Annotated in this window: 19 protein-coding genes; 4 read left to right on the top strand and 15 right to left on the bottom strand. The window is 65.8% G+C overall.

What is annotated here, in order from left to right; all coding sequences use genetic code 11:
- Positions 1-2 precede the first annotated feature (2 nt).
- The 8 genes from ACZK08_RS08190 to ACZK08_RS08155 all read right to left on the bottom strand — a co-directional run bounded on the left by ACZK08_RS08190 (position 3) and on the right by ACZK08_RS08155 (position 11,634).
- Positions 3-2,132 (bottom strand): site-specific DNA-methyltransferase, encoded by a 2,130-nt coding sequence (locus ACZK08_RS08190; RefSeq protein WP_065181346.1) that lies wholly within the window; start codon positions 2,130-2,132, stop codon positions 3-5.
- A gap of 458 nt (positions 2,133-2,590) precedes the next feature.
- Positions 2,591-4,156 carry a glutamine-hydrolyzing GMP synthase gene (gene guaA / locus ACZK08_RS08185; RefSeq protein ID WP_065181344.1) on the bottom strand — a complete coding sequence of 522 codons (1,566 nt, stop codon included), beginning with the start codon at positions 4,154-4,156 and terminating at the stop codon, positions 2,591-2,593.
- The gene (locus tag ACZK08_RS08180; protein WP_231107717.1) at positions 4,153-4,578 is read right to left on the bottom strand and encodes a hypothetical protein; all 426 of its coding nucleotides are present in this window, start codon (positions 4,576-4,578) and stop codon (positions 4,153-4,155) included. Before ACZK08_RS08180 ends, guaA begins: the two co-directional genes overlap by 4 nt.
- 161 nt (positions 4,579-4,739) lie before the next feature.
- Positions 4,740-6,197: an IMP dehydrogenase gene (gene guaB, locus ACZK08_RS08175; protein ID WP_014036909.1), complete on the bottom strand. Its 1,458-nt coding sequence runs from the start codon at positions 6,195-6,197 to the stop codon at positions 4,740-4,742.
- A gap of 270 nt (positions 6,198-6,467) precedes the next feature.
- Positions 6,468-7,346 carry a bifunctional methylenetetrahydrofolate dehydrogenase/methenyltetrahydrofolate cyclohydrolase FolD gene (folD, locus tag ACZK08_RS08170; protein ID WP_065181342.1) on the bottom strand — a complete coding sequence of 293 codons (879 nt, stop codon included), beginning with the start codon at positions 7,344-7,346 and terminating at the stop codon, positions 6,468-6,470.
- A gap of 146 nt (positions 7,347-7,492) precedes the next feature.
- Positions 7,493-9,325 (bottom strand): monovalent cation:proton antiporter-2 (CPA2) family protein, encoded by a 1,833-nt coding sequence (locus tag ACZK08_RS08165; protein ID WP_065181341.1) that lies wholly within the window; start codon positions 9,323-9,325, stop codon positions 7,493-7,495.
- 220 nt (positions 9,326-9,545) lie between these two features.
- A complete protein-coding gene (gene moeB, locus ACZK08_RS08160; RefSeq protein WP_065181340.1) occupies positions 9,546-10,682 on the bottom strand; it encodes a molybdopterin-synthase adenylyltransferase MoeB in 1,137 nt (378 codons plus the stop codon).
- 7 nt (positions 10,683-10,689) lie between these two features.
- The gene (locus ACZK08_RS08155; RefSeq protein ID WP_065181339.1) at positions 10,690-11,634 is read right to left on the bottom strand and encodes a LysR family transcriptional regulator; all 945 of its coding nucleotides are present in this window, start codon (positions 11,632-11,634) and stop codon (positions 10,690-10,692) included.
- A gap of 116 nt (positions 11,635-11,750) precedes the next feature.
- Between ACZK08_RS08155 and ACZK08_RS08150 the strand changes: the two genes are divergently transcribed.
- Positions 11,751-12,785, top strand: a complete 1,035-nt coding sequence (locus tag ACZK08_RS08150; protein ID WP_081284348.1) for an alcohol dehydrogenase catalytic domain-containing protein — start codon at positions 11,751-11,753, stop codon at positions 12,783-12,785.
- 63 nt (positions 12,786-12,848) lie between these two features.
- Here the strand turns inward: ACZK08_RS08150 and der are convergent, their stop codons facing one another.
- The 7 genes from der to ndk all read right to left on the bottom strand — a co-directional run bounded on the left by der (position 12,849) and on the right by ndk (position 19,474).
- Entirely contained in the window at positions 12,849-14,246 is a 1,398-nt protein-coding gene (der, locus tag ACZK08_RS08145) for a ribosome biogenesis GTPase Der (RefSeq protein ID WP_053520183.1), read from the bottom strand.
- A 15-nt stretch (positions 14,247-14,261) separates the two neighbouring features.
- Positions 14,262-15,470: an outer membrane protein assembly factor BamB gene (bamB, locus tag ACZK08_RS08140; RefSeq protein WP_053520184.1), complete on the bottom strand. Its 1,209-nt coding sequence runs from the start codon at positions 15,468-15,470 to the stop codon at positions 14,262-14,264.
- Entirely contained in the window at positions 15,470-16,108 is a 639-nt protein-coding gene (locus ACZK08_RS08135) for a YfgM family protein (RefSeq protein WP_053520185.1), read from the bottom strand. Before ACZK08_RS08135 ends, bamB begins: the two co-directional genes overlap by 1 nt.
- Before the next feature lie 64 nt (positions 16,109-16,172).
- Positions 16,173-17,042: a RodZ domain-containing protein gene (locus tag ACZK08_RS08130; RefSeq protein WP_065181338.1), complete on the bottom strand. Its 870-nt coding sequence runs from the start codon at positions 17,040-17,042 to the stop codon at positions 16,173-16,175.
- 18 nt (positions 17,043-17,060) lie between these two features.
- Entirely contained in the window at positions 17,061-17,846 is a 786-nt protein-coding gene (gene pilW / locus ACZK08_RS08125; protein ID WP_065181337.1) for a type IV pilus biogenesis/stability protein PilW, read from the bottom strand.
- Positions 17,833-19,038: a dual-specificity RNA methyltransferase RlmN gene (gene rlmN, locus ACZK08_RS08120; protein ID WP_053520188.1), complete on the bottom strand. Its 1,206-nt coding sequence runs from the start codon at positions 19,036-19,038 to the stop codon at positions 17,833-17,835. Before rlmN ends, pilW begins: the two co-directional genes overlap by 14 nt.
- A gap of 10 nt (positions 19,039-19,048) precedes the next feature.
- A complete protein-coding gene (ndk, locus tag ACZK08_RS08115; protein WP_005409295.1) occupies positions 19,049-19,474 on the bottom strand; it encodes a nucleoside-diphosphate kinase in 426 nt (141 codons plus the stop codon).
- A 313-nt stretch (positions 19,475-19,787) separates the two neighbouring features.
- Between ndk and ACZK08_RS08110 the strand changes: the two genes are divergently transcribed.
- The 3 genes from ACZK08_RS08110 to ACZK08_RS08100 all read left to right on the top strand — a co-directional run bounded on the left by ACZK08_RS08110 (position 19,788) and on the right by ACZK08_RS08100 (position 24,159).
- On the top strand, positions 19,788-20,444 hold the full coding sequence (locus tag ACZK08_RS08110) for a TetR/AcrR family transcriptional regulator (protein WP_065175050.1): 657 nt from the start codon (positions 19,788-19,790) through the stop codon (positions 20,442-20,444).
- 40 nt (positions 20,445-20,484) lie between these two features.
- Complete coding sequence (locus tag ACZK08_RS08105; RefSeq protein WP_478452669.1) at positions 20,485-22,857, top strand: 3-hydroxyacyl-CoA dehydrogenase/enoyl-CoA hydratase family protein; 2,373 nt, start codon at positions 20,485-20,487, stop codon at positions 22,855-22,857.
- Between the two features lie 93 nt (positions 22,858-22,950).
- Positions 22,951-24,159 carry an acetyl-CoA C-acyltransferase gene (locus ACZK08_RS08100; RefSeq protein ID WP_053520191.1) on the top strand — a complete coding sequence of 403 codons (1,209 nt, stop codon included), beginning with the start codon at positions 22,951-22,953 and terminating at the stop codon, positions 24,157-24,159.
- Positions 24,160-24,619 lie beyond the last annotated feature (460 nt).

The following is a 24,619-nucleotide window of genomic DNA, read 5'->3' as shown; positions in this document are numbered from 1 at the left end:
CCTTACTCCCCGTTAGCGAAGCTGAAATTAGTCAGATACGATTCGTACAAGCGCACCGGCTCAACGCCATCAGGCAAGCGCTTGGCAATGGCCTGAAAGCGCCGATCGTCATCGGTGACGATATAGGCGATGCGGATTCCATCAGCCTTGGACAGCGCCTTGATAAAGGGTGTCGCCGCGTCCACCTGGTGAAGCAAGCCATAGGCGTCTGCCACCGCCCAGCCATCACTAGGCAGCTTGTCTATGCGGCCGCCCCGCGCCCCGGCTCGCAACCACAGCAACGGCGCAATCCGGTTGAACGCAAGGTTGTAATTGACCGATACCGGCGTCTCATAGGTCAGCGTGAAGAACTCTGCATTTTCCTCAAAGCCATCCGCCATCGGGAACTCGTCGGGGAATTTGTAGTCGCCCTTGATGGGCTCGCCGTTGGGTGTCCTGCCTGTGATGGCGCTGGCAACGCGGGGCTTGGTGATGTAGTCGCAGATGCCGTTTTCTTCCCACTCGGCATCACCGGGGCGTAAACCCGCTTCGCGTAACTTCTTCTGTTCATCGGCAGCGACTTCATTGTTGGTGACGCTGATGCATTGACGATGACCGCCATCCTGACGGTTCAGTCGCATTACTGCGTGGGCAGTGGTGCCGGAGCCGCTGAAAAAATCGAGGATGACGGCTTCGGGCTTGTCGCCTATGAAGAAGCGAAGTGAGTCTTCTACGGCATACAGTGATTTAGGAAATGGGAACCGGCGACCAGGAAGCAATTTGGACAGGATCAGTGACCCGCCGTTCTCAGCATTGTGCGACGTCATGTTCCATACCCGTTTGGGGATCACGCCTTTGCGTTCGCGGTAAACCGCTTGAACCGCGCCGTCAGGATCGTGGCCAACAACGTCGATCCGCCCATCTTGAATTGCGCTCACCGTTCCGCTGGGAAGGTAGTGGATAGAAACCTGTTCAAGCTCTGGCTTGTAGTTGCGGGCGCGGATGTAGCCGTCTTTGAGGTAGCACTTCGCGGTTTCAGGCGTAATTCCCCAAAGCCCTTCGCCGCCATTTGGTCTCAGCGGCCAGACCGCGAAGGTTCCCTCTGGGACTTTGACTTTCAGTCGGTCGACATCATCGGTGATCGGTTCACCGACTGACTCGATGTAGCCGGTCTTTGTGTCCACGAAGATCGGGTAGAACTGATTTGGTCGCGCTCCGCGCTTTGCCGTGGGCTCCCGACGGCGCAGCCCAAGCCAGTCAATGTCTTTTCCGATCTGTGCTGTCGCCGAACGCGACTCGTCCAGCATATTGTTCTCGCCGAGCTGGACCGTGGACTTACCGATTCTTGCAAAAAAGATGAACTCTTCAACTCGAGAAAACTGACCAAAACGAGCCACACCTTTGGCACTGATCACTGTCGTGACCATTTCGATTTGGGCCTCTGGGAACAACTGCTCCAACAGCAGCCCCAGACGCAGATACTCCTTTTCATCAATCGTAACAATCAACACCGAATCCGCCGGATTCAACAACTCCTTCGCCACTTGCAAGCGGCGCTCCATCATCGCCAGCCATTTGCTGTGGCGATATTGGTCATCACCTTCCACATAGTCGTTGTTGTACTTCCAATCCTTCGCCCCGGTGTTGTACGGCGGGTCGATGTAGATGGCATCCACCATGCCCCGATGCGTGTAGGTCAACGCTTTTAGAACGTGGTAATTCTCGCCATTGATGACAGTGTGGCAGGGCTTGTCACCACCACGCTGCACCTTACCGGTACTTACCAAGCCGGGATAGATGGTGTCGCGGAACTCGGCCACCACCACCAGATCATCCAGCGCCTTGGTCTGCGTTTCGACCTCTGCCGCACCCAGCAACTCCAGGTCGGCCGCCTTCTTCGCCTTGTGGATTGCCTTCACCTGCCACAGCCGCTGATCGCCCTTTCGGGTTTCGCCACGCTCCGGCAGCACACGCACCTTGTCGCCCTTGCGCAGCGGGCGCAGCGGTAGTTCCACCGCCTCCGGGCTATGCCGCTCGAAGTTCAAGCCAAATGGAAGGCGCGAAGAGAGTATCTTGAACTCTCGATCCAACTCAGCCCCCAGAGTCGAATCCTTGGCTTTGGCCTTGGCAATCAAATCAGTCAGTCTGGACACGGAAATGTCTTCTCTCTATTGCTTCTTTGCTATTGATGACGTGGTTGTACGACACCGCAATGCTTGTACATGGCGGTTCGGGATACGCCATAGCGGCCGGCCACGTCCGCCAACTGTATACCGGGGTCATGCAGCAGGGCCTTGATCTCTCTCACCTGCTACTCGCCAAGCTTCGGTTTGCGACCACCGGCACGACCAGCTTCCCGTCGCTGGCTTATCCGCCAAGCTGCTGTCTTTCTGTGGGGCGCCCATGTCTTGTCCTGCGTCTTCTAGGCTATCGGCAACTTCTCATGACGTAGAAGCGCTCAGTTTTGTCCATCATGCCATGAAGAAACGGTATTTAGCGATGCCAGATGTTGGCCGGCAATGCGCTCAGCCAAATCATAAAAAAGCCCGCAGTTGCGCGGGCTTAGGTAGACCTTCGTGCGACTAACTGCCAGCAAACACCAGAGGCCGAATCATTCCCACTCAATAGTAGCCGGCGGCTTCCCCGAGATGTCATAAACAACGCGCGACACCCCCCGCAACTCATTGATGATCCGGTTGCTCACCGTCCCCAGGAACTCATACGGCAGATGCGCCCAGTGCGCCGTCATGAAGTCAATCGTCTCCACGGCCCGCAGCGCAATCACCCACTCGTAAGCCCGCGCGTCACCCACCACGCCCACCGACTTCACCGGCAGGAACACGGCAAACGCCTGGCTGGTCTTGTCGTACAGATCCGCCTTGCGCAGCTCATCAATGAAGATCGCATCGGCCTTGGCCAGCAGCTCGGCGTATTCGCGCTTCACTTCGCCCAGAATACGCACGCCCAGGCCCGGGCCCGGGAACGGATGGCGGTAGACCATGGTGCGCGGCAGGCCCAGCTCCACACCCAGGCGGCGCACTTCGTCCTTGAATAGCTCGCGCAGCGGCTCCACCAGGCCCAGCTTCATGTGCTCCGGCAGGCCGCCCACGTTGTGGTGGCTCTTGATCACATGCGCCTTGCCGGTCTTGCTGCCGGCCGACTCGATCACGTCCGGGTAGATGGTGCCCTGCGCCAGCCACTTCGCGTTCTTCAGCTTGTTCGACTCTTCGTCGAAGATCTCAACGAACAGGTTGCCGATGATCTTGCGCTTGGCTTCCGGGTCGCTCACGCCTTCCAGCGCCTTGAAGTAACGGTCGGCGGCATTCACGCGCACGACTTTCACGCCCATGTGCTCGGCGAACATCGCCATCACCTGGTCGCCTTCCTGCCAGCGCAGCAGGCCGGTATCCACGAACACGCAGGTCAGCTTCTCGCCGATGGCCTTGTGCAGCAGCGCGGCCACCACGGACGAATCGACGCCGCCGGACAGGCCCAGGATCACTTCATCATCGCCCACCTGTTCGCGCACGCGGGCGATCTGGTCGTCGATGATGTTGGCGGCGGTCCACAGGGTCTGGCAGCCGCACACGTCCACCACGAAGCGGCGCAGCAGCGTCTGGCCCTGCAGGGTGTGGGTCACTTCCGGGTGGAACTGCACGCCGTACCAGCGCTTTTCTTCGTTGGCCATGGCGGCCACCGGAATGCGGTCGGTGGTGGCGGTGATGGTGAAGCCCGGCGGCGCAACGGAGACGTGGTCGCCGTGGCTCATCCAGACATTCAGCTTCGGCTCGCCGCCGTGGTCGCTCAGGCCCTTGAACAGTGCATCGGGGTTGATCACGTTCACTTCGGCGTGGCCGAACTCGCGCTGGTCGGCGGCTTCGGTGGCACCGCCCAGCTGGGCAGCCAGGGTCTGCATGCCGTAGCAGATGCCGAAGATCGGCAGGCCGCTGTCGAACACTTCCTGCGGTGCGGCCGGGGCGCCCGGCAGCGTGGTCGATTCGGGGCCACCGGACAGGATGATGCCCTTGGCGCCGAAACCGGCGATCTCGGCCGGGTTGTGGTCCCACGCCCAGATTTCGCAGTAGACACCCAGCTCGCGGATGCGGCGGGCAATCAGCTGCGTGTACTGCGCGCCGAAATCGAGAATCAGGATCTTGTCGTTATGGATGTTGGTCATGGTGCCGTTCCAGTGGTGTTTTTCGCAGCGCCCGGCGCTTCAAGGCTCTGTGTCAGCGTGGCGATGAACGCCTCGCGTTGTTGAATATGTGAGGGGTCTTCCTCGTCCCAGCGCAGCATCAGCAGGCCGTGCGGTGCGGTGGGGTTGGCGCGGTCGGCGCGCGGCAGCTCGGCGATTTCCTGCACTTCGGTGCCGGGCACGATGCGCCGTTGAAAGGCGTGCATCGGGTAACCGGAATCCACGGCGTTGCCCCAGAACGCGGACTGCACGCTCATCCGTTTCGGCTCCAGCGGCCCCAGCTCGGCGGTGACCACAGGATCTTCAAGCCTGTCACCCAGATCGGTAACGCACCGCAGGATGACCTGCAACGGGCGCTCGCCGGTGCCTTTCAGCAGCCAGCGCTGTTCGCCGGCGGCCTGCACCTGCCAGCCCTTCGGCAGCGAGAACGCGTTCTGGCACGCCTGCACGTGCTGCAATTGCGAAACCGCCGCGCCCGGAGACCCGGAGCGCGGCGGCGGTTCGGACAACGAACAGCCTGCCATCAGCAGGCTGCCCGTAATCGCAAGAGCAGTTCGCAAGCGCATCAGGCGCGGTAGTTCGGCGGCTCTTTGGTGATCGTCACGTCGTGGACGTGGCTCTCACGCTGGCCGGCGCCGCTGATCTTCACGAACTTGGGCTTGCTGCGCATCTCGTCGATGGTGGCGCAGCCCACGTAACCCATGGTGGCGCGCAGGCCGCCCATCAGCTGGTGGATGATGCCGCCCACCGGGCCGCGGTACGGCACGCGGCCTTCGATGCCTTCCGGCACCAGCTTGTCGGCGGTGGCGGCGTCCTGGAAGTAGCGGTCCTTGGACCCCTTCTCCATGGCAGCCAGCGAGCCCATGCCGCGGTAGCTCTTGTACGAACGGCCCTGGTACAGCTCGGTCTCGCCCGGCGATTCCTCGGTACCAGCCAGCAGGCCACCGACCATGATGGTCGAGGCACCGGCGGCCAGTGCCTTGCCGATGTCGCCCGAGTAGCGGATGCCACCGTCGGCGATCAGCGGGATGCGGTCCTGCAGCGCTTCGGCCACCAGATCGATGGCGGTGACCTGCGGCACGCCGACGCCGGCGACGACGCGGGTGGTGCAGATCGAGCCCGGGCCGATGCCGACCTTCACCGCGTCCGCGCCGCTGTCCAGCAGCGCCAGTGCGGCTTCGCCGGTGCAGATGTTGCCGCCGATGACCTGCACGTTCGGGAAGTTCTTCTTGACCCAGCTGACGCGGTCCAGCACGCCCTGCGAGTGGCCGTGCGCGGTATCGACCACGATCACGTCCACGCCGGCGGCGACCAGCGCTTCCACGCGGCGATCGGTATCGCCACCCACGCCGACGGCGGCGCCGACCAGTAGGCGGGTCGACAGATCCTTGGCGGCGTTCGGGAAGTCGGTGTTCTTCTGGATGTCCTTGACGGTGATCAGGCCACGCAGTTCGAACGAGTCATTGACCACCAGCACCTTCTCGATGCGGTTGCGGTGCAGCAGCTGCAGCACTTCATCAGACGCGGCGCCTTCCTTGACCGTGATCAGGCGATCCTTCTTGGTCATGATGTGGCGGACCGGATCGTCCAGCTCGGTCTCGAAGCGCATGTCGCGGTGGGTCACGATGCCGGCCAGCAGGCCGTCGCTGCCCACCACCGGCACGCCGGAGATGTTGTGCGCCTGCGTCAGGGCCAGCACGTCACGGATGGTGGTTTCCGGGCCGACGGTGATCGGGTCGCGGATGACACCGGCCTCGAACTTCTTCACCTTGGCCACTTCCGCGGCCTGCTGTTCCAGGCTGAGATTCTTGTGGATGATGCCCATGCCGCCGAGCTGGGCCATGGCGATGGCCAGGCGGGCTTCGGTGACGGTGTCCATGGCTGCGGACAGGATCGGAAGCTTGAGCTTCAGGTCTCGGGTCAACCGCGTTTCAAGGTTGACGTCCTTGGGCAGGATGGTCGAGTGGGCGGGGACGAGCGAGACGTCGTCGTAAGTGAGTGCTTCAGCCTGGATGCGCAGCATCGGCATACCCGAGATGTGGGGAAGCGCGACATTTTACCTTGTTTTCGCGCCGCGTGGCAGGGGGTGGATGCGACGCAGTGTCGCGCGGGCGGCGGTCCATTCAGGGGGCCGGCTACCGCTTCGGTGGGTGCCAACCTTGGTTGGCACAAACAGGGAGAGGCCTTTACCCCATCTGGGGTCCAGGCACCTGACGGATCGTGCCAACCAAGGTTGGCACCCACACAGGCAGGCCGACGACGGTTGGCACCTACCAACAGCCGCTCGCTGCGATCAGCTCAGCGCTTCCGCCGCTTCCAGGGTGTTCTGCATCAACGTGGCCACGGTCATCGGGCCGACACCGCCCGGCACCGGGGTGATCCAGCTCGCCCGCTGCGCCGCCGCGTCGAAGCCGACGTCGCCCACCAGCCGGCCATCGTCCAGACGGTTGATGCCAACGTCGATCACCACCGCGCCCGGCTTCACCCACTCGCCCGGCACGATGCCCGGACGGCCCACCGCCACCACCAGGATGTCGGCGTTGCGCACGGCCTGTTCCAGCACGTCCTTCGGGGTGAACTTGTGGCAGCTGGTGACGGTGCAGCCGGCAATCAGCAGTTCCAGGCCCATCGGGCGGCCGACGTGGTTGCTGACACCCACAATCGTGGCGTTGCGACCGCGCACCGGCTGGTCGGTGTGGCCCAGCAGCGTGGTGATGCCGCGCGGCGTGCACGGGCGCAGGCCGAACTCGCGCAGAGCCAGATGGCCGACGTTTTCCGGGTGGAAGCCATCGACATCCTTGCGCGGGTCGATGCGCTGGATCAGCCGGCGTGCATCGGGGATGCCCGGCAGCGGCAGCTGGATCAGGATGCCGTTGATCTTCGGATCGGCATTGAGCTGGTCGATCAGGTCCAGCAGCTCGGCCTCGGTGGTGCCGGCCGGCAGGTCGTAATCGTGCGCTTCGATGCCGACCTTCTCGGCGGCACGGCGCTTGTTGCGCACGTACACGGTCGAGGCCGGGTCGCCGCCCACCAGCACCACGGCCAGCCCCGGACGGCTGCCACCGGCCGCGATGCGGGCGTCGACGCGCACCTTCAGGCTGTCGAGCAGGTCTTCAGCGATGCGGCGGCCATCGAGAATGCGGGCAGGATGCGGGGCGGCGGAATCGTTCATCGAATGCGGGGGCGGCGGCGGTGGGGAGGCTATTGTCCCCGATTCAGGCCCCCTCGCCCACCGCCAATGCGGCCGCTGCGCTCGCCGGGCATGGACCGGCGCCACCTTGGAACGCTGACCCCGGGTGACGTTACGGGTTGCATCCCTCATTCTTCCTCTTCGGGCACGTCCTGCGGGTTCAAGGTCTTGCTAGCCCGCTTCGGCGCGGTGAACGGGGTCGGCGTCGGTACGCCCTGGCCGGAGTTGCCAAACACCATCTTGGCGCCGGCGTTCAGGCCGCCACCGGCGATTTCCAGCTCGAAACGCTCGGCGTCGCGGCGACGGATCTGCTCGGCGATCTCGATCGCGTCGTCCTCGTCGGCGCCCAGCTCGACCAGGGCGGCCTGACCGAACAGCACGGCCGATTCAAAGGTCTCGCGGATCTGGAAATCGACGCCGGCATGGATCAGCCGCAGCGAATGCTCGCGGTCGAACGAGCGCACCATCAGCTTGGCCTGCGGGAATTCGTGCGCGACCAGCTCGACGATGCGGTCGGCGGCGTCAGCCTTGTCCACGCACACCGCGATCGCGCGCGCGGTCGCCGCGCCGGAAGCATGCAGCACGTCCAGGCGGGTGCCGTCGCCGTAATAGATCTTGAAGCCGAACCGCGCCGCGCTCTGGATCATCTCCACATCGTTGTCGATGATGGTCACGTCCACGTCGCGCGCCAGCAGCGACTGGCTGGCCACCTGGCCGAAGCGGCCGAAGCCGATCAGCAGCACGCTGCCGGACAGGCCGTCGGCTTCGTCCACGCCCTCCAGGTTCACCGTCGGCTTCGGCGCCACGCGCTTGTAGACCAGCACCACCAGCGGGGTCAGCGCCATCGACAGCACCACCACGGCGGTGAAGTTGGCATTGATGTCCACATCGATCACACCAGCGGCCGCCGCCGCGGAGAACAGCACGAAGGCGAACTCACCGCCCTGCGCCATCAGCACGCCACGGTCCAGCGCCTGCGCGTGGTCGCTGCCCATCAGACGCGCAACGACGTAGATGCACAGCGCCTTGGCCGCCATTAGCGCCAGCACCAGGCCAGCGATCAGCTGCCAGTGCGAAGCCACCACGCCCAGGTCCAGCGCCATGCCGACGCTGAGGAAGAACAGGCCGAGCAGGATGCCGCGGAACGGTTCGATGTCGGCTTCGATCTGGTGGCGGAAGGTCGATTCGCTCAGCAGCACGCCGGCCAGGAACGCGCCCATCGCCATCGACAGGCCGGACAGCTGCATCAGCAGCGCCGCGCCCAGCACCACCAGCAACGCGGCGGCGGTCATCACCTCGCGTGCCTTCGATTCGGCCAGCAGGCGGAACAGCGGGTTGAGCAGGAAGCGGCCGACCAGCACCAGGCCGACGATGGCACCGACACCGATCGCCACCGACAGCCAGCGCGAGCCCTCGCCATCGGCGCTGCCCGCGCTGGGCGCCATCCACGCCACCAGGGCCAGCAGCGGCACGATCAGCAGGTCTTCGAACAGCAGGATGGAGACGATCTTCTGCCCCGAAGGCAGCGCGATATCACCGCGCTCGGCCAGCAGCTGCATCACCACGGCGGTGGACGTCAGCACGAAGCCGGTGGCACCGATGAAGGCCACCTGCCACGGGAAGCCGAACAACTTGGCGATGCTGGTCAGGACCAGCGCGCAGGTGACGATCTGCAGCGTGCCCAGCCCGAAGATTTCATTGCGCAGGCTCCACAGGTGCGAGGGCCGCATCTCCAGGCCGATCACGAACAGGAACATCACCACGCCGAGTTCGGCGGTATGCAGGATGGCCTGCGGATCGGAGAACCAGCCCAACCCGAACGGTCCGATCGCCAGGCCGGCGGCGAAATAGCCCAATACCGACCCCAGGCCCAGCCGCCGGAACAAGGGCACCATCACCACCGCCGCGCCCAGCAGGGCAACCACCTTGACCAGCTCGCTGGTCGCTGCTTCTACCGCCATGCGGTGCTTTCCCCGGAATCCAGAATCGCTCACCACGATAGAGCAATGTGGATGACGGCAATAGCACGCATGTTGCGCCGGATTGTCTTGGAGGTGGAACGATGCCGGCAGCCACCCCATACATCATTCTGAAACGATCAACGGTAGCGCCGGGCCATCCCCTGCGGATATGCGTGCCGGCCCCGCTGCGCCCGCCGGGCATGGCCCGGCGCTACCGGAATCACCCGCCTTGGCAGAAGGCGGCGTAATCGATATAGCCCGGGAACGGCACGCCCGGCGCGCAGACCGGGCATTGTGGGTCTGGGCCGATGCCGGTCTCGCGGAAGCGCATGCCCAACGCATCGAAGCGCAGCAGACGCCCCACCAGGGGCTCGCCGATGCCCAGCAGCAGCTTCAACACCTCGGTGGCCTGCAGCACGCCGGCCAACCCTGGCAGCACGCCCAGCACGCCGGCCTCGGAACAGTTCGGCGCGAACTCCGGCGGCGGCGGCTCCGGGAACAGGCAGCGGTAGCAGGGCGCGACACCGCGCTGGCGGCCGGCGTCGAACACGCTCACCTGGCCGTCGAAGCGCTCGATCGCCGCATACACCAGCGGCAGCCGGTGCTTGATGCAGGCATCGTTGAGCAGGTAGCGCAGCGGGAAGTTGTCCGAGCCATCCAGCACCACGTCCACCCCGTCCAGCAGCGCGTCGACGTTGTCGGAGGTGACCCGCTGCGGCACGGCTTCAATGTCGATGGCGGGATTCAGCGCCAGCAGGCGCTCGCGTGCGGAGTCGACCTTGAGCTGGCCGACACTGGCTTCGGTATGCACGATCTGGCGGTGCAGGTTGCTGCGTTCGACCCGGTCGTGGTCGGCGAAGCGCAGGTGCCCGACCCCGGCGGCGGCCAGGTAGAAGCCGGCCGGTGCGCCCAGCCCGCCCGCGCCCAGCACCAGCACACGCGACTGCTGCAGGCGACGCTGACCCGCCTCGCCGATCTGCGGCAGAAGCAGGTGGCGCGAGTAGCGATCGAAGAAATCGCGGTCGGCAGCGCTGGCCACGGGCTGCACCAGCGGCAGCGCCTGCTCGCGCCAGGCCACGGTGCCCCCGGCGACCGACGCCACGTTTGCGTAGCCGGCATCGAGCAGGGCCTGCGCGGCGTCGGCCGAACGCTTGCCGGTCTGGCAGATCAGCAGGATTTCCTGTTCCGGGCGTGGCAGGTGCGCGGCCGGGTCGGCCTGCAGTTCCGCCCTGGCCACACCGCGGGCGCCTTCGGCCATGCCACCGGCGCGCTCGTGCGCCTCCCGCACGTCGATCAGCACGGCGCCATGGGCCAGGCGCTCATGCGCCTGCGCGGGGGAAAGCTCTCGGATGCTCATGGCGCCATTATCGCGCAGGCCCTGCCCACGGTTCCGCCTCCGCCCGGTGCTGCTGGAGGGTCCGGATCAATGCCTTCAGTCCCGATGGCACATGACGATGGCCGGGGTAATAGAGCGAAAGCCCCGAAAACTCGGGGCACCAGTCCTGGAGCAACCGCACCAAGCGTCCGTCGGTCAACGCCGCAGCCGCCAGATGCTCGGGAACAAAGGCGATGCCGATCCCGTCGATGGCCGCATCGACCATCAGTGGCTGGTCGGTCAGGGTGATGGGGCCATCGACATTGATCCGTTCGGCCACGCCCTGCCGCTCGAACTCCCAGCGGTAGATTGCGCCGCTCTCGAAGCGGAACCGGATGCATGCGTGGTGGTGCAGATCCAGCGGCAGCTGCGGCCAGCCGCGCGTGTGCAGATAGTCGGGCGAGGCCACTGCGGCGAACCGCATCGGCGCCGTGACTGCAATGGCCACCATGTCCCTCGGCACCGCTTCTGTCAGGCGGATGCCAGCGTCGAAGCCCTCGGACACGATATCACCCAAGCGGCCGTCACTGACGATATCCAGGTGGACGTGCGGGTAGTCGCGCAGGAACCGCGCAAGCACCGGCTTCAGCACGAGCCGTATCGCGCCTTCGCTGGCGTTGATGCGCAGGGTGCCACGCGGTGTGGCGGTCTCGGCATCTACCGCCTGCAGCGCTTCCTCGATCGATGCCATCGCCGGCCGCAGCTTCTCGGCCAAGCGTTCTCCGGCATCAGTCAGCGACACGCTGCGCGTGGTGCGATTGAACAGGCGCGCGTCCAGCCGCTGCTCAAGCGCCTTGATGGCATGGCTGATCGCCGACGGCGTGATGTTCAACTCGGCGGCGGCGCTGCGGAAACTGCGATGTGCCGCCACGGCGAGGAAGGCGCTGAAGGCGGTCAGATCTCCGCCCACCCATTGATGAACTGATTTCACCATGACATGCAATATTGGAGAGATTGTCTCGATAGTCAACCGATTCTATGCTCCAACGCGCCCCTGGCATCGCACCTCGCGCGGCCCTGACGCCGGCACACCCACACAGGATCAAGACGATGAAGACCATGAAAGCGGTCGTGATGACCGGACCGAACCAGCCCTGGGAAGTCCGTGAGGTGCCCGTTCCGGAAGTGCAGCCGGGCCAGGTACTGGTCAAAGTGCATGCGTCCGGCATGTGCTACACGGATGTGTGGGCAACTCAGGGCTACGGCGGCGACATCTACCCGCAGACGCCGGGCCACGAAGTGGTGGGCGAAGTCGTCGAGGTCGGTGCGGGCGTGCATGCGCGCCGGGTCGGTGACCGGGTCGGGACCACCTGGGTGCAGTCCTCGTGTGGACGCTGCCCCTACTGCCGGGAACAGCGCCCGTTGTCGGGCCAGACCGCGATGAACTGCGAGGCGCCGCGCACCACCGGCTTCGCCGCGCAGGGTGGCCACGCGCAGTACATCGCGATCTCGGCCGAAGGCACGGTCCTGCTGCCCGACGGGCTTTCCTACATCGATGCCGCGCCGATGATGTGTGCCGGCTACACCACGTGGAGCGGGCTGCGCGATGCGGCGCCCCAGCCACGCGAGCGGGTGGCGGTGCTGGGCATTGGCGGACTGGGACACGTGGCGCTGCAGCTGTCCAGCGCGTGCGGTTTCGAGACCATCGCCATCACCCACTCGGCCGACAAGCACGCGCTGGCGCGTGAGCTCGGTGCCCACCACGTGGTGAGCACCGGCAAGGAACTGAAGGCGATCGGCGGTGCCGACGTGCTGCTGGTGACAACCAACGAATTCAGTGCCGCCGAAGAAGCCATGGCCGGACTGCGCGTGGATGGCCGCGTCGTCCTGTGCGGGCTCGACTTCAGCAAACCCTTCTCGATCTCTTCCGAAGGCGTGCCATTCCACATGATGCGCCAGCGCGTGATCGGGTCCACGCACGGCGGCCAGCAGTACCTCAGCGAAGTGCTGGATCTTGCCGCCCAGGGCAAGGTGAAGCCCCGCGTCGAGACCTTCGATCTGGATCACGCCACCGAGGCCTATGACCGGCTGGCGTCTGGCCGCATGAGGTTGCGTGGCGTGCTGCTGCCGTGGGGCAGCGCCTGAGTCCGGCCCTGCCGGCCACAACGCGGTACAACGAAAAAGGCGGCCCTGCGGCCGCCTTTCCGGTTACTTGCCCTTGACGTGTTTCATCAAGCGCCGCTTGGCCTTGATCTGCCGTTCGGTCAGCACGTTCTTCTTGCCCTCGTACGGGTTGGCACCTTCGCGGAACAGGAACACCACCGGCGTGCCGATCAGCTTGAAGCGCTTGCGGAAGAAGTTCTCCAGGTAGCGCTTGTACGACTCCTGCAGCTCCTTCAGGCGTGTGCCATGCACGATGAAGGTGGGCGGGTTGGCCCCGGCCGGGTGCACGTAACGCAGCTTGGAGACGTGGCCGCGGATGGTCGGCGGCGGGTTGGTCTCGTAGGCCACTTCCAGCGCCTTGTTCACTTCGCTGGTGGTGAACGTCTTGTTCGCCGATTCGTGGGCGCGGTGCACCGCACGGAACAGCTCACGCAGGCCCGAGCCATGCTTGGCCGAGATGCGTACCGATTCCGCCCACGGCACGAAGCCCAGCTTCAGCGACAGCATGGTTTCGGCCTGCTCGCGCTGGTACTCGGTCAGGCCATCCCACTTGTTGATGGCGATCACCAGGGCGCGGCCGGCGTCGAGCACGGCCCCCAGCACGGTGGCGTCCTGGTCGGTCACGCCTTCGGTGGCGTCCAGCATGAGCACGGCCACCTGGCACTGCTCGATGGACTGCATGGTCTTGACCACCGAGAACTTCTCGACCACCTCGTCCACCCGCGAGCGGCGACGCAGGCCGGCGGTGTCGATCAGGCGATATTCGCGGCCATCGCGTTCCAGGTCCACCGCGATCGAATCGCGGGTGGTGCCGGGCACGTCGGAGGCGATCATGCGCTCCTCGCCGAGGATGCGGTTGACCAGGGTCGACTTGCCCACGTTGGGGCGGCCGACAAAGGCGATGCGCACACGGTTCGGATCGTTGTCCAGCTCTTCGCCACTGCCCTCTTCCGGCAGACGCTGGATCACTTCATCGAGCAGATCGTCCAGGCCCTGACGATGCGCGGCCGAAACCGTCAGCATCTCGCTGAAGCCGTAGCGCGCGAATTCCGAGCGCACGGCCATCTCGTCGGTGCCGTCGATCTTGTTGATGAGCAGCAGGGTCGGACGCGACAGCTTGCGCAGCCACGACAGGATCTCGTCGTCCAGCGCCGACGTGCCCTCGCGGGCATCGACGACGAACAGGATCAGGTCGGCTTCGGCGGCAGCGGCCCGGGCCTGACGCGTAGTAGCGCCCGCCAGGCCCTCGTCTTCCCCGGCGATACCGCCGGTGTCCACGACGAGGAAATGATTGTCCTCGTCGAGGCGGCAGACGCCGTAGTTGCGATCACGGGTGACGCCGGGCTGGTCATGGACCAGGGCGTCACGGGTGCGGGTCAACGCATTGAAAATGGTCGACTTGCCGACATTCGGCCGTCCAACCAGGGCGACCAAAGGCAGCATCGCGATTACTCCGTATTAATTTGCCAACCGGAAGGCGGTCAGCTTGCCATCCACGTTCTGCACCAGCAGCACCCCGTCGACGACGATCGGCTGGGCCAGCAGAGCTTCACCGCCGCTCTTGGCCCGCGCCGCCATCGCGCCATCGGACGTCTGCAGCCAGTGCACGTATCCCTTGTAGTCGCCGACCACCACGTAGTCGCCGTGCAGTGCCGGGCCGGTCAGCAGGCGCCGGGCGAGCCCGGTCTGCGACCACATCGCCGCGCCACTGGCCTTGTCCAGGCCGAACACGCCACCCTTGTTGTCGGTGACGAACACATTGCCCGACGAGACCGCCACGCCACCGGCACCGCCGTGGTCGCGCGCCCACAGCGGGCGACCGGTCGGGCCTTCGATGGCCATCGTCTGGTTCTTGAAGCTGCTCACGAACAGCGTGTTGCCATCGAGCACCGGCGCACCGTCGATGTCGGCCATGCGCTCCAGCTCGGTGCGCCCTTCAGCGCTGCCCACGTTCTGTTCCCACAGGGTGCGGCCATCCTGCATGGCCAGCGCGGCGATGGCGCCGTCATCCCTGCCGATGAACAGCACGCCCGGACCGGTCACCACCGGCGCATTGCCACGCACGGTCAGCGCCGGCAGTTCGCTCGGGTTGAACCAGCGCTGGGTGCCGTTGCCCACGTCGAAGGCGGTGATGCGGCCGTCGTTGCTGCGCACGAACACCATGCCCTGGGCCACCGCCGGCGCGGCGATCACTTCGCCGGGCACGCGGGCGCGCCACTTCTCGCTGCCATCATTGATGTCCAGCGCGATGACCTGGCCGTCGAGCGTGCCGATCACGACCAGGTTCTCGCCAACACCCGGGCCACCGGACAGGCGCAGCTTGTCCTTCTTCTTTTCCTTCTTCGGCTCCCAGGTCCAGACCTTCTTGCCGGTCTGCAGGTCGATGGCGTGCACGCCCCCGGTGATCGCCGCAGCGAACACGTGACCGTTGGCCACCGCCGGGCCCTGGCGCACGCCGATGCGACGCTCACCCTTGCCCAGATTGACCGACCAGGCCTTGTTGACCTTCAGGGTCGGCTCGAACTTGACCAGTTCGGCCGGCTCCTGCGCCTTCTTCGCTTCCGCGTCCTTGCCGGCGAACCAGCCCTTCATGGTGCTGCAGCCGGACAGCGCCACGCCGAGCAGCAGCACGGTGGCGACGCGGGTGATCATGACCTTCTGACTCATCAAACCGACTCCGCAGGGGCGGCGACGGTGCCGCCGGCGTCCATAACCTTGGTTTCCAGCAGGCGCCGCTGGGGCGCCGCCACGTCCAGCGTCTTCAACGCCTTCTCGTACTGTTCGCGGGCGGCATCACGCTTGCCCTGGGCCATCAGCGCATCGCCATGGATCTCCAGGCTGCCGCTGTCGGTGGCGCTGCCCAGCAGGGAGATGGCCTCGTCGGCCTTGCCGGTAGCGACCAGCAGGCGGGCCACGCGCTGGTCGACCACGCGCTGCAGGTCACCTTCGACCTTCACGCTGCGCAGCGTCGCCAGGGCTTCTTCGTTCTTGCCGGCGTCGACCTGGGCCTTGGCCAGCTGCAGCGCCGCGAGGTCGCCGTAGATGCTGGAGGGACCGGCTTCGAGCGCCTTCACCGCCTTGGCGGCGTCGTCGAGCTTGTTCTGCTGCAGACCCACCAGTGCCTTCTGGTATTCGACATTGGCCGAGGCCAGCTTGCCGCCCTGCTGCGTCTGCCACCACTGCCAGCCGGCGATGGCGCCGATGGCGATGGCCACGCCACCGATGATGCTGGCGCCATTCTTCCGCAGCCAGCTGCGGACGCGTTCACTTTGTTCGTGCTCGTCGAGCAGATCGTCGATCGCCATGCGTACTCTCGCCCCGCCCATCGGGAGGGACCATTGGGATTATCGAAGGTGGTGAAACCGCGCCTCAGTGCGAAACCGGGACCACGGAGCCTTCAGAGGATACCTGAAAGCGTGCCACGTTGGCTCGCTGGTAGGGCGCCAGATCGACGATAGCGCCGTTCTGCTGAACCTGGACCGCCGAGGCGTTGCCCAGAGTGACCCGGGTCACCTGGCCCGGGGTGAAACTGCGGCTCTCGCCCGACCGGATCAGCGCCTTCTCGACGGTGCTGCCATCGGGGCCGCCGATGTCGACCCAGCTGTCTCCGTTGAACTGCATCTCCAGCGTGGTGCCGGCACCCGCCGCAGCGGCGGCCGGACGCGGTACCGGCGCCAGCGAGGCGACGTAGGGGGTCGCGGCCGGCTTGGCGGTGGACGCCACCGAGGTCTCCGTCGATGCCACCGGCTCGCCGCCATCGGCGGCGGGGGTGACCGGCACGGTCGCCGGGATCACGTCCAGCGAGGCGGTGTTCGGCGACGGCGTGCCGCCATCGAAATGGCCACGCGTGGCGAACCACACCGGCACGGCCAGCACCGCGGTGATGCCGACATACAGCACGCGCCGGCCGAGGTTCTCGGCGATCCGGCGCGCACGCGGGGTATGGGTATGGCTGACCAGGGTCGGCGGGACCACCGGGCCCACCTGGGCCTGCTCCAGCAGTTCGCTCACATCCACATTCAGCAGGCGCGCATAGCTGCGCAGCTGGCCGCGGACGAACACCGGCGCACCGAGCTTCTGCCACTGTTCTTCTTCCAGCGACCTGACCACCTGGACCGGCATGCGCAGCCGCTGTCCGACGTCGTCAAGGGTCAGTCCGGCCGCCTCGCGGGCCTGGCGAAGGCGGGTGCCACAGCCGGCCGCAGTCTCGAGAGCGCTCACAGTCTGGTCATCAATCACAATGCATCAACCCTGGAGTTAGGAGCCCGCATCCTGCGGAAATTCCTGTCGAATCCGCTGCAGATAGCGATCGGATGCTGCGTGATCGCCCAGCCGCGCCTCGATTTGAGACGCAAGTTGTAACACGGAACGTGTTGCGGGTGCAGCCGAAATCCTGCGCTCGGCGAAGGCCCGGGCCTCCATGTAGCGGCCCTGGCGGAAGCTCAGCTGGGCCATCGCCTCCAGGGCGACCGGGTTGGCCGGAGCCACCGCGAGTGCGGCACGCAGGTCGCGCTCGGCCCGTTCGGGCTGCCCCGCGTCAAGCGCACAGCCCCCCGCGTTGGCCTGCGCCTCGGCCGGCGTGGCATAGCCCGGCGCCTGCAGCGCACGATCGAACCACACCAGCGACTCGGCGGCCTGCCCCTGCTGGCACAGCCAGGCGCCATAGTTGTTGAGTACGTCACCGCGCTGCGGGGCCAGCTCTGCGGCCCTGCGGAAGCCCTCGCCCGCCTGCCGGGTACGGCCGCGGCGGTCATCGATGCCGGCCAGCAGGACCAGTGCGTCAGGCTCGTCGGGCTGCAGCTTCAGCACCTGGCGGGCCTTGCTCTCGGCACCGTCCAGATTGCCCAGCTGCATGTCCCGCGAGGCCAGCACCAGCAGATCGTTCACGCGCACCTGGCGACGCACGCCGTCCGGGTCGCGCACCGAATAGACCGGCGCTTCGCTGGGACCGAGCCGGCCCTTGGGCGTGGAGGAGCAGGCACCGACCGCCATGGCCAGCACGCCCGCAAGCAGCGCCAGCCGGAAGCGGTCAGGCGGCCGCATCGCTCCCCTTCCCCGCCTGCAGCGTCTTGTTGAACTCCGCCTGGCGCCGGGTGCGGTCCATCACCTGGCCCTTGAGCTGGCCACAGGCGGCGTCGATGTCATCGCCGCGCGTGCGGCGGACCATCGTCAGCACATTGCTGTCGAGCAGGATCTTCTGGAACGCGCGGATGTCGGCTTCCTCGGAACGCTCGTAACGGGTGCCCGGGAACGGATTGAACGGGATCAGGTTGACCTTGCCCGAGTCCTTGGCCTGCACCGCGTTGTCGAACTGGCGCATCAGCCGGGCCAGCTGCCGGGCATGCTCGGGCTGGTCGTTGATGCCCTTCATCAGGGTGTATTCGAAGGTCACCGACTCGCGACGCTTGTTGGCGCGCAGGTAGCGCGCGCACGAGGCCATCAGCTCGGCGATCGGGTACTTCTTGTTGAGCGGCACCAGCGTCTCGCGCAGCTCGTCGTTCGGTGCGTGCAGCGACACCGCCAGGGAGACATCACTCTCGCTGGACAGGCGGTCGATCTGCGGCACCAGGCCGGACGTGGACAGTGTCACGCGCTTGTTCGCCAGGCCGTAGCCCAGATCGTCGCGCATCACGCTCATGGCACGCACGACGTTGTCGAAATTCATCAGCGGCTCGCCCATGCCCATCATCACCACGTTGGTGAGACGGCGCATCTGGTGCGGCACGTTGCCCAGGTGGCGCGCAGCCACCCACACCTGGCCGATGATCTCGGCGGTGGTCAGGTTGCGGTTGAAGCCCTGGGTGGCGGTGGAGCAGAACGTGCAGTTCAGCCCGCAGCCGACCTGCGAGGACACGCACAACGTGCCGCGGGTCTTGTCCGGGATGTACACGGTCTCGATGGCGTTCTTGCCATCCACGCCCATCGCCAGCAGCCACTTGTGGGTGCCGTCGGCGGAGGGCTTGTCGAACACGATGTTGGGAACGACGACCTCGGCATGATCCTGCAGCTTGGCGCGCAGGACCTTGCCGAGATCGGTCATCTCATCGAAGTCGGTGACGTAGCGGTGGTGGATCCACTTCATCACCTGGTGGGCACGGAACTTCTTCTCGCCGAGAACCTCGACGAAAAACGTCTCCAGGCCCGCGCGATCGAGGTCGAGCAGGTTCTGCTTGCCGGCCGTGGGTGCCGACTTCGGCAGCGGCTGGATGGCGGGTGTCTGTACGACCTCGTTCACGGCATCACTCTCAGCGCGAGACGACTTCGGTCGCGGCGAAGAAGTAGGCGATTTCGATCGCGGCATTCTCGACCGAGTCCGAGCCGTGGGCGGCATTGGCATCGATGGATTCAGCGAAGTCGGCGCGGATGGTGCCCGGCGCGGCTTCCTTCGGATTGGTGGCGCCCAGCAGGTCGCGGTGGGCCAGCACGGCGTTCTCGCCTTCCAGGGCCTGGATCATCACCGGGCCGGAGATCATGAACTCGACCAGGGCGTTGAAGAACGGACGCTCGCGGTGCACGGCGTAGAAGCCTTCGGCTTCACGGCGCGACAGCTGCTTGTACTTGGCGGCGACGACCTTCAGGCCGGCCTTTTCAAAGCGGGCGTAGATTTCGCCGATGACGTTCTTGGCAACGGCGTCCGGCTTGATGATCGAAAGGGTGCGCTCCAGCGCCATGGGATGTCTCCAATGGAATCGGGCCGCTGATGGCCCGAAGGGTACATGAAAAAAACCCGCGTCGGAACGCGGGCTTAGCCTGATAAACGTAGGCGAATTGTAAGAGATAAAGCGGCGCGGTGGTAGTGTGCCCCTGGCTGGCGGCTCGTGGCGCCGGGGTCCGAGCCCCTGCGGGGATCCGCCCCCGGCTGTACCCCATTCACCCACCTGAGTGAAATCTGACCGGACCCCGCGTTTTGCTGCACTGCAAAATGCCATACGCTGCCGTCTGGTTCTAGTATCAAACAATCGTTTGATTAAGGTCCGCCTGCCGATGGCCAAGCCCGCCCACTTCTCGACCAAGGACCGGATCCTCGGTGCCGCGGAAGAGCTGTTCGCCCTGCACGGCTTTGCCGGCACGTCGCTGCGCCAGGTCACCAGCCAGGCCGACGTCAACATCGCCGCCGTCAACTACCACTTCGGTTCCAAGGAAAACCTGGTCAACGAGGTGTTCCGCCGTCGCATGGACGAGATGACCGGCGCCCGCATGGCCCAGCTCGAACGCGCCCGCAGCGAACACCCCGGCGAACTGCGCCCGGTGCTGGCCGCCTTCGTGGAGCCGGCGCTGGCGCTGGCCCAGGACCGCCAGAGCGGCGGCGCCTTCGTCCGCGTGATCGCCCGCGCCTACGCCGAGAAAAACGACAACCTGCGCAAGTTCCTGTCCGACCACTACGGCCACGTGCTGCGCGCGTTCGGCAAGGCCATCGCCGAGTGCGTGCCCGACCTGAGCAAGGAAGAGCTGTACTGGCGGCTGGATTTCCTGGCCGGCTCGCTCACCTACGCCATGGCCGATTTCGGGCTGATCAAGCGTCCCGCCGGTGTCACCGAAGCGGCGCATCGTGCCCAGGCAGCCCACGAGCTCATCCATTTCGCCGAAGCCGGGTTCCGCGCCGCCGCACGCAGCGGCAGCGCCCTGCCCGCCTCCGCCTGATTCCACCCAGTAACTGCTGACCAACAAAGGCCCTTACACCATGTCCAATTCCCTGCTAGTCCGCCGCGCCGCCGTGCTGGGTGCCGGCGTCATGGGTGCCCAGATCGCCGCCCACCTCACCAACGCCGGCGTCGACACCGTGCTGTTCGACCTGCCCGCCAAGGAAGGTCCGGCCGATGGCATCGTGCTGAAGGCAATCGCCAACCTGGGCAAGCTCAGCCCGGCGCCGCTGGCCAGCAAGTCGCTGGCCGAAGCGATCACCCCGGCCAACTACGAGTCGGGGCTGGAGCAGCTGAAGGACTGCGACCTGATCATCGAGGCCATTGCCGAGCGCATGGACTGGAAGCAGGACCTCTACAAGAAGATCGCTCCGTTCGTGGCCGATCACGCCGTGCTGGCATCCAACACCTCCGGCCTGGGCATCAACAAGCTGGCCGACGTGCTGCCGGAACAGCTGCGCCACCGCTTCTGCGGCGTGCACTTCTTCAATCCGCCGCGCTACATGCACCTGGCTGAGCTGATCCCGGCCTCGACCACCGATGCCGCCGTGCTGGAAGGCCTGGAAGAGTTCCTGGTCACCACCCTGGGCAAGGGCGTGGTCTACGCCAAGGACACCCCGAACTTCATCGGCAACCGCATCGGCGTGTTCTCGATCCTGTCGACCATCCACCACACCCAGCAGTTCGGCCTGGGCTTCGATGAAGTCGATGGCCTGACCGGGCCGCTGGTCGGGCGCCCGAAGTCGGCGACCTACCGCACCTCCGACGTGGTCGGCCTGGACACCATGGCGCACGTGATCAAGACCATGGGCGACACCCTGCCGAACGACCCGTGGCATGAATTCTTCAAGTCGCCCAAGTGGCTGGACGCGCTGATTTCCAAGGGCGCACTGGGCCAGAAGACCGGAGCCGGCATCTTCCGCAAGGTCGGCAAGGACATCGTCGTGCTCGATCTGGAAAAGCAGGACTACCGTCCGGCCGACCGCAGCGCCGCACCGGAGGTGGTCGAGATCCTGAAGATCAAAAACCCGGCCGAGAAGTTCGCCAAGCTGCGCGAGAGCCAGCATCCGCAGGCACAGTTCCTGTGGGCGACCTTCCGCGATCTGTTCCACTACAGCGCCTACCACCTGGCCGACATCGCCGAGACCGCGCGCGACGTCGATCTCGCGATCCGCTGGGGCTACGGCTGGTCGCTGGGCCCGTTCGAGACCTGGCAGGCCGCGGGCTGGAAGCAGGTCGCGCAGTGGATCGCCGATGACATCGTCGCCGGCAAGAGCATGAGCAACGCCCCGCTGCCGGACTGGGTCTTCGATGGCCGCGACGGCGTGCACGCCGCCGAGGGCAGCTACAGCCCGTCGCGCAACGCCAAGCTGCCGCGCTCGTCGCTGCCGGTGTACCAGCGCCAGCGCTTCCCGGATCCGCTGCTGGGCGAAACGTTCGCGCCGGGCGAGACCGTGTTCGAGAACGATGGCCTGCGCATGTGGCACGACGGCGACGGTATCGCCGTGGTCAGCTTCAAGACCAAGATGAACACCGTCTCCGACCAGGTGCTCGATGGCCTGCAGGAATGCGTCTCGCGCGCCGAGAAGGACTTCCAGGGCCTGGTGATCTGGCAGCAGAAGGAACCGTTCTCCGCCGGTGCCGATCTGGCCGGCGCCCTGGGCCTGCTGCAGGCCGGCAAGGTCGACCAGTTCGAGCAGATGGTCGCCAACTTCCAGCGCGCCAGCCAGCGCATCAAGTACTCGCTGGTGCCGGTGGTGGCTGCCGTGCGCGGCCTGGCCCTGGGCGGTGGCTGCGAGTTCCAGATGCACAGCGCCAAGACCGTGGCCTTCCTGGAAAGCTATATCGGCCTGGTGGAAGCCGGCGTCGGCCTGCTGCCAGCCGGTGGCGGCCTGAAGGAACTGGCCGTGCGCGCCTCGCAGGCGGCCGGCCCGGGCGGCGACGTGTTTGCCGAACTGAAGAAGACCTTCGAGACCGTGGCCATGGCCAAGGTGTCCAACTCGGCGGTCAACGCCAAGGAACTGGGCCTGCTGCGCAACACCGACAAGGTGGTGTTCAACAGCTATGAGGCGCTGTACATCGCCAAGGCCGAAGCCCGCGCGTTGGCCGAAGCCGGCTACCGTCCGCCGCTGCCGGCACGCCGCATCCAGGTGGCCGGCGACGTCGGCATCGCCACCTTCAAGATGATGCTGGTCAACATGCTGGAAGGTCGCTTCATCAGCCCGTACGACTACGAGATTGCAGAGCGCATCGCCACCGTGCTGTGCGGCGGCAAGGTCGATCGCGGCACCCTGGTCGATGAAGAGTGGCTGCTGACCCTGGAGCGCAAGCACTTCGTCGAACTGGCCCAGCAGGAAAAGACCCAGGCCCGCATCGCGCACATGCTCAAGACCGGCAAGCCGCTGCGCAACTGATTGATGGCGGGTGCCGGCCCCCGGGCCGGCATCACCTGCTGTGGCAGTCGAGCATGGCTCGACTCTACAAAACCTATTCGAGAGATCACTGCAATGACCAAGCAAATCCAGGACGCCTACATCGTCGCCGCCACCCGTACCCCGGTGGGCAAGGCGCCCAAGGGCATGTTCCGCAATACCCGCCCCGACGACATGCTTGCCCACGTGCTGCGCAGCGTTGTCGCGCAGGCGCCGGGCGTGGACGTCAACCGCATCGATGATGCGATCATCGGCTGCGCGATGCCGGAAGCCGAGCAGGGCATGAACGTGGCGCGCATCGGCGTGCTGCTGGCCGGCCTGCCGAACACCATCGCGGCGCAGACCGTCAATCGCTTCTGCTCCTCCGGCCTGCAGGCCGTTGCGCAGGCCGCCGATGCGATCCGCCTGGGCAACGCCGACCTGATGCTGGCCGGCGGCACCGAGTCGATGTCGATGGTGCCGATGATGGGCAACAAGATCGCGATGGCACCGAGCGTGTTCGACAACGACCATGTGGCCATCGCCTACGGCATGGGCATCACCGCCGAGAAGGTGGCCGAAGAGTGGAAGGTCTCGCGCGAAGAGCAGGATGCCTTCGCCCTGGCCTCGCACCAGAAGGCGATGGCTGCGATCCAGAAGGGCGAGTTCAAGGACGAGATCAGCCCGTACGAGATCGTCTCGCACCTGCCGGACCTGGCCGATGGCCAGCGCATCATTACCCGCAACAAGGTTGCCGATACCGACGAAGGCCCGCGCCCGGATTCCTCGGCCGAAGGCCTGGCCAAGCTGCGCCCGGTGTTCCGCAATGGCCAGTTCGGTGGCACCGTCACTGCCGGCAACTCGTCGCAGATGAGCGACGGCGCCGGTGCCGTGCTGCTGGCGTCGGAACAGGCGATCAAGGACTACGGCCTGACCCCGCTGGCGCGCTTCGTCAGCTTCTCGGTGGCCGGCGTGCGCCCGGAAGTGATGGGCATCGGCCCGATCGCCGCGATCCCGAAGGCACTCAAGCAGGCTGGCCTGAACCAGGATCAGCTGGACTGGATCGAGCTCAATGAAGCCTTCGCCGCGCAGTCGCTGGCGGTGATCCGTGACTGCGGCCTGGACCCGGACAAGGTGAACCCGCTGGGTGGTGCGATCGCCCTGGGCCACCCGCTGGGTGCCACCGGTGCGATCCGTACCGCGACCCTGCTGCACGGCCTGCGTCGTCGCCAGCAGAAGTACGGCATGGTGACGATGTGCATCGGCACCGGCATGGGCGCGGCGGGTATTTTCGAGGCGCTGTAAGGTTCAAAGCGTTGCCGGCTGATTGCTGATGGTGGGGCCCGGGTGGGTGAGGCTGCCCGGGACACGCCGCAAGTACATCCCTGCAGGCTTGGCAGCGGCATCCATGCCGCTGACAGTCCCGGCCAGCCTCACCCACCCGCGCCTTCCAGCATTCCGCGCGGCGGAGGGATGAGCAGGAGCTGGGGTCAGATCCCTTTGCTGCGCAAAGGGATCTGACCCCAACAAGCAAAAAGGCAGCCGATGGCTGCCTTTTTGCTTTTGCTCTTGTCTTTGATTCCGCCCTTCCCGTCCGCGCCCGCAGGAAATCTGACAGGCGGTACGGGTGGGCCTTTGCAGGACCGTTGGCGCCATGGATGGCGCCATCGAGCCCCCATGGATGGGTTTACGGCGTGTCCTGCAAAGGCCCACCCGTACCGCCCACCACGTATCAATCAAGGCGCCGCGAACGGAGCGCTTGATA

Source organism: Stenotrophomonas sp. 112478_Sma, from assembly GCF_056479905.1.
This window is presented reverse-complemented; position numbering and strand designations above follow the sequence as displayed.

Excerpts from the sequence above, each read along its gene's own strand:
- guaA (WP_065181344.1), bottom strand. The coding sequence starts at position 4,156 with ATGACCAACATCCATAACGACAAGATCCTGATTCTCGATTTCGGCGCG.
- guaB (WP_014036909.1), bottom strand. The coding sequence starts at position 6,197 with ATGCTGCGCATCCAGGCTGAAGCACTCACTTACGACGACGTCTCGCTC.
- folD (WP_065181342.1), bottom strand. The coding sequence starts at position 7,346 with ATGAACGATTCCGCCGCCCCGCATCCTGCCCGCATTCTCGATGGCCGC.
- ACZK08_RS08165 (WP_065181341.1), bottom strand. The coding sequence starts at position 9,325 with ATGGCGGTAGAAGCAGCGACCAGCGAGCTGGTCAAGGTGGTTGCCCTG.
- moeB (WP_065181340.1), bottom strand. The coding sequence starts at position 10,682 with ATGAGCATCCGAGAGCTTTCCCCCGCGCAGGCGCATGAGCGCCTGGCC.
- ACZK08_RS08155 (WP_065181339.1), bottom strand. The coding sequence starts at position 11,634 with ATGGTGAAATCAGTTCATCAATGGGTGGGCGGAGATCTGACCGCCTTC.
- ACZK08_RS08150 (WP_081284348.1), top strand. The coding sequence starts at position 11,751 with ATGAAGACCATGAAAGCGGTCGTGATGACCGGACCGAACCAGCCCTGG.
- der (WP_053520183.1), bottom strand. The coding sequence starts at position 14,246 with ATGCTGCCTTTGGTCGCCCTGGTTGGACGGCCGAATGTCGGCAAGTCG.
- bamB (WP_053520184.1), bottom strand. The coding sequence starts at position 15,470 with ATGAGTCAGAAGGTCATGATCACCCGCGTCGCCACCGTGCTGCTGCTC.
- ACZK08_RS08135 (WP_053520185.1), bottom strand. The coding sequence starts at position 16,108 with ATGGCGATCGACGATCTGCTCGACGAGCACGAACAAAGTGAACGCGTC.
- pilW (WP_065181337.1), bottom strand. The coding sequence starts at position 17,846 with ATGCGGCCGCCTGACCGCTTCCGGCTGGCGCTGCTTGCGGGCGTGCTG.
- ndk (WP_005409295.1), bottom strand. The coding sequence starts at position 19,474 with ATGGCGCTGGAGCGCACCCTTTCGATCATCAAGCCGGACGCCGTTGCC.
- ACZK08_RS08110 (WP_065175050.1), top strand. The coding sequence starts at position 19,788 with ATGGCCAAGCCCGCCCACTTCTCGACCAAGGACCGGATCCTCGGTGCC.
- ACZK08_RS08105 (WP_478452669.1), top strand. The coding sequence starts at position 20,485 with ATGTCCAATTCCCTGCTAGTCCGCCGCGCCGCCGTGCTGGGTGCCGGC.
- ACZK08_RS08100 (WP_053520191.1), top strand. The coding sequence starts at position 22,951 with ATGACCAAGCAAATCCAGGACGCCTACATCGTCGCCGCCACCCGTACC.